Genomic DNA, 6,174 nt, shown 5'->3' with positions numbered 1-6,174 from the left:
TCAATCGCTACTGCTCAGCAACGCTCCCATAGCTGGCCTTTCTACTCAAGAAAAGCTCGATTGAGCCGAAACCTTTTAGTTAATGCCTTTAAAGCATCAAGCTAAGAAAAATTACGGTATCACAGGAGGATAAACTTCCATGTATACTGTTAACGTGGTTAATGTGCTTGGGCTTTTAAATACGTAACAAGCCCGCACAGCCATAGTCTTGAAGCACCTAATGACTAAGCCATTAAGCTTTCTTTGACCAACACAAACCTTTTTTAGCCGAGCAGGTACAATCGGCTTGCGCCTCCCTGACCGACCAAACGTCAATTTGTGTACAAAGAATTTGCAGTAGACTCCTTATCCGTTCTGAATGGTCGAAGCCACTCAGATTCGTGAGCCTCAAAGAACCTTACGATTCTTCTTCGGTCATTACGAAGTTAAAACAAACTCAATCGCTACTGCTCAGCAACGCTCCCATAGCTGGCCTTTCTACTCAAGAAAAGCACGATTGAGCCGAAACCTTTTAGCATCAAGCTAAGCAAAAATACGGTATCACAGGAGATTTAACCTCCATGTATACTGCTAATGTGGTTAATGTGCTTGGACTTTTAAAACTACTAAAAAGCCGGAACACCCCCAGTCTTGAAGCACCTAATGACTATGCCATTAAGATTTCTTTGACCAACACAAACCTTTTTTGGCCAAGCAGGTTCAATCGGCTTACGCCTCCCTGACCGACCAAACGACAATTTGTGCACAAAGAATTTGCAGTAGACTCCTTATCCGTTCTGAATGGTTTTAGCCACTCAGATTCGTGAGCCTCAAAGAACCTTACGATTCTTCTTCGGTCATTACGAAGTTAAAACAAACTCAATCGCTACTGCTCAGCAACGCTCCCATAGCTGGCCTTTCTACTCAAGAAAGGCACGATTGAGCCGAAAAGTAGACAGCTAACGCTATTACTTATAATCCTTATTAGCGCTAGCAGAAGCTAAAGTCGGTTTAGAGTCTTTAGCTTTATCCAAAGGTTTAATACGACAAAAACCTTTAGCATTAAGCAAGGCATAAGCTTTAGGCCACTTCTTTAAAAGAAGTTCACGATCATGGCCATTATCGGTGGCATAACAAGCCAAGAAAGCACTCATAAGATCACGCTGAACAAGCACATCACTTTCTCCCCAACGGTGCCATCTAAGACCTAATGGCTTTTTAGTGTACTTATTGGTGGCAGGATCATACTGAGACATCTTTAGCTTAAATGCATCAAGCTCTTTGACCTGACAACCAACATGTTCGGCTCTAGCATTAAGATGATCAAAAAATGATCCCATACCAGACCTAGTAGAAGATCTACCAAAACAGCGTTGAAAAGCACGATAGTTATTGTCCTCAACTTTAATTGTTCCAGCAATTTGCAGAAGCTCGTTGATTAATTGCCCGTGATCGCGCTTTCTTGTTTCAGCTAAACATCTGAAATACTCAGCTAGCTTAGCAAGCAATTTCTTACAACGATTACTAATTACCCAAGTTAATTTACCCCCCTTACATGTGCCATCAGGGTTGTAATTATTAGGATTAGTTGCCCTTCTAGAACGCTCAATTGCACGATATAGAACACGAATTTCTTTATACTTCATGTCAACATTAGGTGCGACAGGACATTTGTCAGCTCGTTGCTCACTAAAATAAGCAATTTCACTTGGCCCAGGATCAATACCCATTACTTTAGAGCAATCAGCATAGATCTTTCTAACAGGAGGATCACCAGCAACACACACCTGAACATTCCACACAAGCTTGCCTTTATACTTTCTTTTAACAATGCGGCAAAACTTAACTTTCTTATCAGAGGCGAGAGCTTCTCTCATATAAGCAGTATCAGGAATTAATACCTTAATCAGCTGCTTGCGCCATGAAATGGAATTAAGTTCAGGTTTAAACTTAATATCATGGATATCACCACCCTCAATAGAGTTAATCCCTCGAAGCGCAGACTTAAACTTAGGCCTACCTCCACCTTTAAAAATATAACGTTCTAAAGCCTTCCAAACATTTTTAGCAATGTGCTGAGCCTCATGAGAGCCAATATCATTGCGGCCACTAGCTTTGCGATGATTATTCGCTATTGTCCTAAGATGATAATCAGACAAATGATAATCGTTGTAGATCGCAGCCATAGCTTTATTGCGATCATCACCTTTGGGCATAGCCTTAATTTTTGCCCATTCCTTACTTTCACGCATTTGCTGCAACTGCCCTAAAGCAGTTCCAAGCGTGGCATTGTATATCATGCGCCCGAAGTCAAAAGCTTTGTCCAAAAAGCGGTTCTGCTGATCATTAACAACAAGATGGAGTTCAACAATGTAATACTTAGAAGCTGATTGCATATAAAACTCTATAAACACTAGTAGTGTAGATGTTCGTTTTGCAGCTCAGGATAGCGAGAGGAGTTAGCGAACTTACTCTTCCCAAGGATAATGCCAGATATTGCAATAATTCACCTAAACGCAATATCAATAAAAAATCATGGACAAGGATTAACCAGAAGTCATTAAGCAATGTGATAAACAAACATTATCCTAAAGAAATTAGTTCTTATTATAAGCTCTATAGGTTTATTAGTATATTAATATCAATGTATTTTGATACCTACATCACATATTTTATATTTCTTTTACTGGAAGCTTATTTGTTATTTATAGTAATCACTGTTTGCCTAGAATCGTTTTTAGATCCAATAAGCATTTGAGACAATTAACCAGAAATTAAATTAGATTGATATTTAGAATGTCCATAGAGGCTTTAGCTTGGCAATAACATAAAAGCTTTTAATTGGGCCAAAGTAGCGACTATCAAAGCTATCTGCCTTAGGGTTTAAAAAATACAATTCGCCAGCTTCTAATGTAAATTTACTGCCAGGCTCTGCATACATAGGCATAACTCTATTCTGACCGTCAAATTCAGCAATTTTGGAAAATGCTATAAATTGACCATTTATAAAAACGCCTCGCTCTTTAACCTCTATTTCATCACCATTTACTGCTACAACATGTTTGCCTAAAGGTGCAAATCCACCAGGACATTTTCCGCTGGCGATATAACCTCTATCATAAGCAAATCGTGCAAGCTGACTATTTAGGCAAAATAAAACTACGTCACCCCTTTCCACTTTTAAGGTATTTCTTATAAAGTCTTTGGCAAGAGCTATACCGTGCTCATCACCTTTACTAACAGCATCAAGAGAAGTATTTACAGGATCTATGAGCATTTTGTAGTCAAAGTCGTTAATGCCTTCTATAGAAAATAGACCAGGGTGTACTCCTTTGCGATACTCTGCCTTGTAAAAACCATAAGGCAAGGAAGAAGAAACATTAATATAAATGCCTAGTTGATTACTTAATACGTTCAAGCCAAGACTCAATGAAAAGGAAAGAACAGCACCAATAACAAAAATTTTGCCTAAACGACTAAAAAGGCCTTTTTTAACTTGGTTATTAGTTTTATTGGCTTTTTTCATAGAAACCTCGTTTTGTTGCATCATCATTCAAGAATATGATTAGCTTAACTGATTTTATTAGTGATCAGTCATTTTTAATACAAAACGATAGATAAGAATAAAGGAAGAATGAACTATATATGACAGGAACAAGTTTAGGCAGGATATAGACCTAGATTGCCTCAGAACAAGGGCTCTATATGGGTAAGAGTTGCTGTCTTAGCCTAGGTAAGTTACGTCAACTTACGAGCTTTTTACTTTAAAAGGCAAAATTTGGTCTAACTATATAGATTGGGATAGGTATTGGTTATACCAAATTTTTCCATAAAGTTTGTTTTGCTAGCTAAATCTAGGTCTCTAATATTCATATTAGCCAGAATAGCATGCAAAACTTATGCAAAAATTAGAGCTTTAAATAAAAAAATGGTTAGCCATAGCTAACCGAGTAGATAAAATAAAACAGACCATTTGGCCTGTTTTATTTTTTACAAAATTTAGTGATACCTAATGAAAATACAGGGTAAACTTTAGCAGCGCAATTGCGCCAAGGATGGCTTAAAACATACCTATGATGCTCAATTCCATCCCTTGCTCTTGGTCAAAGACCTCGCTTTGTTGGGATAGAGAAATTAAGCACTTTCGTGCTAAAGGCAAGCATTCTGAGCAATGCTAGGTAGTTTTGCCCTGTATATCCAACCCTGTATCAGCTAGGCCTAAAGATTCTTCAGACCTAGCCCTAAATTTTGTCTAGCGCTTAGCGCTATTTTTTAACAATACTAGTCTTAAACTAGCTTGTTATTAGAATACGTAACGCATACCAGCGGAGTATACATTCTCGTTGTAGCTCTCAGCACCCTTGGTTGCAGCAGCGAAGTTTGGACCAGTAAGGCTGTCATCGGTGCCAGCGTCGAAGCGAGCCTCAGCCCATACGTTGAATTGTGGGTTGATCTGCCAGTTTGCATATACTGGAACTACAGCAGCATCAGCATCATCACCACCGTCAACTTCAACGGTCTTAGACATATAGCCAGTACGTGCAGTTACGCCATTAGCAAAAGAATAACCTACAGCAAACTCATAACCAGAGGTCTTGTAGTCTGGGGTAGCAGTGTTAGCAGCAGTGGTGGTGGTAGAGAACTCACGTTGCTGGTAAACAGCACCAACATAAGGACCTAAATCTAAGGAACCCCATGATACGCCTACTGCAAGTGCGTCATAGTCATCATAAGATAAGTTAGTATTGAATACACTTGGAACAGCGTCATTAACATTGCCATGCTCATAGCCAGCGCGAACAGCGATTGGGCCGAATACTACATCAGGAGAGGTGTAGCCAACAGCTAAAGAAACAGTGTTCTTCATATTAACTGTCTCGCCAGTCTGATAAGCACCATCGATGTGCTCGCCGTCCTTAGCGAAAATGTAGGAAGCGATAGCATCAAAGCCGTAACCAGACCACTGGTACTGAACTACGCCTTCACGCTTGTCATCGTTGCCCAAAAGTGCGGCGCAACCCCAGTCGTCAAAGATATCAGTCTGAGAAATAGCATACTTGATAGCAGGCTCGAATCTACCAACCTTTAAGGAACCAGCCTGACCGAAATCTAAGCCAACCCATAAGTAACGAGCCTCAAAGGTGTCCTTACCATCAGAATCAGCACCATCCCACTCAGCACGAGCAAAAGCAGCAATGCCAGAGTTGATTTGAGTACGTAAATCTACGCCAAGACGAGCAGAAGCCTTAATGGTGGACTCTTCGCCAGAAACATTCTTAGTCTTGTCAGAGTAGAAAACGGTCTGAACACGGCCAAATACTGATAAAGAGGTACCGTCCTTGTCATAAACGGTGGTTGCAGAAGCGGTTGAAGCGATTGAAGTAGCAGCTAAAGCAGCAACAGCTAAAGCTAAGAATGACTTCTTCATAATTTTTTCTATCCCAAAAAATCTTTTAAATAAGAAATTGCACTCGTTTGTGCTGGTGTAAATATACCACTTCTAAAAGTTTTTTTGCTATTTAAAGCATTTTAGGGAACTAGATATACTTTTTTAGTGCAGACATTTTTCATAATTAGCACAGTGATTGTTAGATATATAAAGGGTTTTTGTGCTTATCTGGTCAATAAAACTAGTTATCATCTTTGCAGAAAAAATTATCTTTTAGCTTGTAATACAACTGATTGTGAATTATGTAATTTAGGCTAATGTTATCTTAAGCTAACCTTAACAAACAGCATGTATAAGCCATTTAAAAAAGTTCCAAACTTCTTAAATTTTATTTACCGCATTTTTGTGATCTAAAGCATGTATTTGATAATTGGCAACAAAAGAAAACGATTGAAACACAATAACTATATTTGTTGTTAGCTAGGTGAGTATATATTGTTGCCTTAAGGCTGGCAATTTTTTGAATTTGATCAATAAGATTTTGTTTGCTTGTATTTTGTAATTAGAAAAAAGCCAGCACTTGCATTTCTTTGCACTGGCTGGCTGTAAATTTCATATTAAAAAGCTATTAAATTTGTGTTTGCTGCCTGCTCCAAAACTAAGTCAGGATTAAACTCAAAATCATAGCCCGGCATTGTTAAATTTTTATTTCTAAGCAAAAACCGCTTATTTATCAGATTTCTTAGAAATGCTACCCTTGAGGTAGTTTTTTTGTGCCAAAACTACAACCCCGCCCTAATATAGAT

At 38.7% G+C, this 6,174-nt stretch carries 5 protein-coding genes; 2 read left to right on the top strand and 3 right to left on the bottom strand.

Annotated elements, in window-relative coordinates; translation table 11 throughout:
• The first annotated feature begins 358 nt into the window (after positions 1 to 358).
• Entirely contained in the window at positions 359 to 526 is a 168-nt protein-coding gene (locus tag MXE38_RS11765; protein ID WP_246915282.1) for a hypothetical protein, read from the top strand.
• A gap of 254 nt (positions 527 to 780) precedes the next feature.
• A complete protein-coding gene (locus tag MXE38_RS11760; RefSeq protein ID WP_246915279.1) occupies positions 781 to 942 on the top strand; it encodes a hypothetical protein in 162 nt (53 codons plus the stop codon).
• 5 nt (positions 943 to 947) lie between these two features.
• Here the strand turns inward: MXE38_RS11760 and MXE38_RS11755 are convergent, their stop codons facing one another.
• The 3 genes from MXE38_RS11755 to MXE38_RS11745 form a co-directional block, all read right to left on the bottom strand.
• On the bottom strand, positions 948 to 2,375 hold the full coding sequence (locus MXE38_RS11755; RefSeq protein ID WP_246915276.1) for a hypothetical protein: 1,428 nt from the start codon (positions 2,373 to 2,375) through the stop codon (positions 948 to 950).
• 395 nt (positions 2,376 to 2,770) lie between these two features.
• The gene (traF, locus tag MXE38_RS11750; protein ID WP_246915273.1) at positions 2,771 to 3,532 is read right to left on the bottom strand and encodes a conjugative transfer signal peptidase TraF; all 762 of its coding nucleotides are present in this window, start codon (positions 3,530 to 3,532) and stop codon (positions 2,771 to 2,773) included.
• Between the two features lie 750 nt (positions 3,533 to 4,282).
• Positions 4,283 to 5,407, bottom strand: a complete 1,125-nt coding sequence (locus MXE38_RS11745) for a porin (protein ID WP_246915271.1) — start codon at positions 5,405 to 5,407, stop codon at positions 4,283 to 4,285.
• Between the last annotated feature and the right edge of the window lie 767 nt (positions 5,408 to 6,174).

Origin of the sequence: Anaerobiospirillum sp. NML120448 (genome assembly GCF_023050945.1) — a bacterium.
Classification (GTDB): domain Bacteria; phylum Pseudomonadota; class Gammaproteobacteria; order Enterobacterales; family Succinivibrionaceae; genus Anaerobiospirillum.
Note: the sequence above shows the minus strand (reverse complement) of the source record. Positions and strands in the feature narration are given on the sequence as shown.

Bases quoted from the DNA above. Each gene is read 5' to 3' on its own strand.
- MXE38_RS11765 (WP_246915282.1), top strand. From the start codon at position 359: ATGGTCGAAGCCACTCAGATTCGTGAGCCTCAAAGAACCTTACGATTC.
- MXE38_RS11760 (WP_246915279.1), top strand. From the start codon at position 781: ATGGTTTTAGCCACTCAGATTCGTGAGCCTCAAAGAACCTTACGATTC.
- MXE38_RS11755 (WP_246915276.1), bottom strand. From the start codon at position 2,375: ATGCAATCAGCTTCTAAGTATTACATTGTTGAACTCCATCTTGTTGTT.
- traF (WP_246915273.1), bottom strand. From the start codon at position 3,532: ATGATGATGCAACAAAACGAGGTTTCTATGAAAAAAGCCAATAAAACT.
- MXE38_RS11745 (WP_246915271.1), bottom strand. From the start codon at position 5,407: ATGAAGAAGTCATTCTTAGCTTTAGCTGTTGCTGCTTTAGCTGCTACT.